We start from the raw sequence: 3628 nt of genomic DNA, 5'->3' as shown, positions 1-3628 counted from the left end.
CCCGCGATGTACCGCAAGGTGTACCCAAAAGAGACTAGTCGGAGCCTCACTTGCCGACGTGTGAACCGAACCGATATTCGGTGAGTTCTCCCGGCGCCTGGTGGCAGTAAAGTGCCTGGCAGCCCGAACTTTCCGCGCCGACGCCGATGGGCTCCGCCAGATGCACGCCTGGCGTAGTTCTTCAGTAGTGAACGCCGGACGCAACTGCCCAAGAGTGAGTACCAACGACGATGTGACAATGCTGCGAAGCTTGGATAGTATGCAGATGAGCAATGAGTCGGCCCTCTGGGCTTACGCCCCGACAGTCGGCCAGGCCCCTCGGTGTAGCTACGGCAGCCAGGGGCTGCTCTTTTTTGTGCCTCGCCTAGTCCCCAGCCTCAAGAAAATACACTTGAGGCTTCACGATCTCGAAGAGCTCGTTGGTGCCGTCTGTGTGAGTGATGGTTCGGCGGAACGCGGATGACACGAGATCTGGAAGCCACAGCAGCCGCTCGGCACTCGGAGAGGTCTGCAGGAGTCGCGTATTTCGTGGGATCCGATTTTCGCGGATCAATTCTTTGTGGTTCTTGTCATCCTTATTCCGGAAGTTTCTCTGGTTACGCTCTTCGAGGATGAGCAACTCTATAGGGCTCCAACTGCCGGCCCGGCCAGCGGCGAGTTCTTCCGCCAACGACCGATAGCAGGCGCGGCGAGCGTCTTCTGCGTCATGGTCGACGGGGTCTACGGACACCTGATGGGCAATCACGCAGGTCTCCTTCCCGTCAGCGAGATACCCGAGCATGTCCTCAGTAGCCCGTCGCCCTCCTGCCGTGAGCAGAGCCTCGGTGGTGTGCCAGTGCGTCGAGCCCGCAATCTCGAGAAGCCCTCCGCGCAACTCGTCCATGTCATCTTGAGCAACTACAACCGCGGTGAAAAGATAGAACGTCTTGCGGTGGTGCCCTATCGGATCCGGCGCCTGATAGGACTCGTCGAGGTAGGCGACGTGACTCTTTGTTCGGCGGTACGCCTCGGCGACAATCGACGCCTTGCGGTCAGAGAAGCCCATCTGGGGCATCTTAGACTCGCGCCGGCAGCGCACCTTCGACTCGGCCACAATGTACACACCGCAAACATTGCAACGACAGGCTTCTCCCTACGAGGGTGTCAGGTGCGATTTTTCCTAGTCGTCCTGCTTCTTCTTCGCCTCAATCAGTCGGACGGCGCGTGCGTTAACGCGATCCGAGATCAAGGGAAGGAGGCGGAGCACAAAGTGCCCGGCCCCAAGTAGCAGGACGGCCGCGAGGTCCAGCTTGTCGACGACGTCGAGAACCTGCATATCGCAACCTCCCCTCATGGTGGAGAGATGCCACGCCTGGCCGATTGCCAGGCTGAGTGCCGCGGCCAGATACTGGCCAGCGACCTGAACTGCGCCTGGGCGCAGGCTGCCAGCGTCATAGCCAGCAGGTTGTTGCGGCGAGCAAAATGACGAAAACCCGGTCGATGACCGGGTTTTTGAGCGCATGAATCCGCAACAAGAGAAATATAGCATTTCGACTGTCAAACTCGGCGAATACTCCAAGTCCAGTCGTTGCGCGAGAATAAGCAGTCTCTAGCGGTGCGTCCGGGAACTTCCTGACGGGGAATGACGGACAATCAGAGCAACCCCACCACTTGCATCCTGAAAGGTTGCTCACGTGTCATCGCCTTGGCTCACTACTGCTGTTTCGGAGTTCGGGCAGCGTTGCAAAGCCAAGTTGGCCGGTCCGGGTGAGGCAGAAGCGGCGATCCGGGCTCCGATCGAACAGTTACTCGCCGCCGCTGGCGAGCACCTTTCCTTGGATGTGGTCCCACACGACGAGGTCCGCGACGACGACCGCGGCGTTCGTCCCGACTACGCGATCAGCGTCGGCGGTGCGATCACTGGGTACGTCGAGGTCAAGAAGCCTGGCGCCAACTTAGACCCGGTCTCCATGCGAGGCCACAACCTCAAACAGTGGACGAGGCAGAAGGACCTCCCGAACCTGATCTACACCAATGGCACGGAGTGGCGGCTCTACCGCGATAGCGAGCCGGTCGGAGATCCGATACACCTTGCCGGCGGGCCGCTCCGCACGGCTGGAGCGGAGCTTTCCGCGCCCGCAGAGTTCGAGCAGTTCCTGACCGACTTCCTGCGGTGGGAGCCAGCGCCCATCACCAGCGTGATCGCTCTCGTTCGGGCTATCGCGCCGCTGACTCGACTTCTGCGCGGTGAAGTCTTGGACCAGCTCGCCACCGAGCAGCGCAAGATCAAGGCGGGAGCTCGACGCGAAGATCAGCCATTCCATGGACTCGCCAGGGACTGGCGACACCTGCTATTTCCGACCGCTGACGACGCGACCTTCGCCGACGGCTACGCGCAAACCGTCACGTTCGCCCTCCTCCTCGCCCGAACCGAAGGCATCACACTCGCCGATACCGGCGGCCTGCACGCAGTGGGCACGAAACTTGCGGGACAACACTCCCTCATGGCCCGAGCGCTTCAACTGCTGACCGACTACGTCGCAGCTGACTTCAAGGTCACCATCGACCTCCTGGTGCGTGTCATCGACGCCGTGCAGTGGCCGAAGGTCCGCGCCGGCCGCCGCGACACCTATCTCCACCTGTACGAAACCTTCCTCGACGTCTACGACCCGCAGCTGCGGCAAAAATCCGGTTCGTACTACACACCACGTGAAGTGGTCGAGCAAATGGTCCGCCTCACCGAAGAAGTCCTGGAAACACGATTGGGTAGAACCGCAGGATTCGCCGACCCGGATGTGGTCGTGGCCGACCCCGCGATGGGCACGGGCACATTCCTACACACGATCATCGAGCACGTCGCGGCCCGAGTGGCCGAGCGAGACGGGCAGGGCGCCGTTGCGGGGGCAGTAAGCCAACTCGCCAAGCGGCTTGTCGGATTCGAACTCCAGACGGGCCCATTCGCCGTCGCCGAACTGCGTGCCACCGACCTACTCACCGATCTCGGTGCCAACCTCCCACCGGCAGGCCTGGGAATGTACGTCACCGACACCCTCGACGACCCCCACGCCGAACAGACCCAACTCGGATCTGGCCTTGAGTTGATCAGTCGGTCTAGGTCGAGGGCTGCCCGTATCAAGGCTAAGTCCAAAGTCACTGTGGTGATTGGCAACCCGCCCTATGACGAACGGGCACAAGGTCGCGGCGGCTGGATCGAGAACGGAAGCGACAGCGAGAAGACGAAGAAAGGCGGCGGTTACCGCCCCTTAGATGACTTCCGCGCCGAGGGAAACGGCCGCACCGAGTACGTCCTCAAGAACCTCTACATCTACTTCTGGCGGTGGGCTACCTGGAAAGTCTTCGACGCCAACGCAAACCTACCCAACGGTGACGTGGGAGTCGTTTGCTACATCACCACCTCAGGCTATCTACGCGGCGCCGGATTCAAGGGCATGCGCGAGTACCTACGCCGCACCACCAGCGAAGGCTGGATTATCGATGTCTCCCCCGAGGGAATGCGTCCCGACGTACCGACTCGAATCTTCCCTGGCGTGCAGCAACCACTCGCGATCGCGATCTTCACTCGCCGCCCGGATTGCGATTCAGATGTGCCGGCCACGATTCACTACACCGCGATCCACGGCCGACGGTT

The 3628-nt window shown here is 61.2% G+C and carries 3 protein-coding genes; 1 reads left to right on the top strand and 2 read right to left on the bottom strand.

What is annotated here, in order from left to right:
* Positions 1-364 precede the first annotated feature (364 nt).
* The gene (locus tag G6017_RS15045; protein WP_095719448.1) at positions 365-1045 is read right to left on the bottom strand and encodes a hypothetical protein; all 681 of its coding nucleotides are present in this window, start codon (positions 1043-1045) and stop codon (positions 365-367) included.
* Between the two features lie 114 nt (positions 1046-1159).
* Positions 1160-1501 (bottom strand): hypothetical protein, encoded by a 342-nt coding sequence (locus G6017_RS15040; RefSeq protein ID WP_182611315.1) that lies wholly within the window; start codon positions 1499-1501, stop codon positions 1160-1162.
* Between the two features lie 172 nt (positions 1502-1673).
* Between G6017_RS15040 and G6017_RS17365 the strand changes: the two genes are divergently transcribed.
* On the top strand, positions 1674-3628 hold a 1955-nt coding region (locus tag G6017_RS17365; protein WP_182618090.1), incomplete at its 3' end, for an N-6 DNA methylase.

It is taken from the genome of Dietzia sp. B44 (assembly GCF_014145245.1).
Lineage (GTDB): Bacteria > Actinomycetota > Actinomycetes > Mycobacteriales > Mycobacteriaceae > Dietzia > Dietzia natronolimnaea.
Note: the sequence above shows the minus strand (reverse complement) of the source record. Positions and strands in the feature narration are given on the sequence as shown.

Excerpts from the sequence above, each read along its gene's own strand:
- G6017_RS15045 (WP_095719448.1), bottom strand. The coding sequence starts at position 1,045 with ATGGGCTTCTCTGACCGCAAGGCGTCGATTGTCGCCGAGGCGTACCGC.
- G6017_RS15040 (WP_182611315.1), bottom strand. The coding sequence starts at position 1,501 with ATGCGCTCAAAAACCCGGTCATCGACCGGGTTTTCGTCATTTTGCTCG.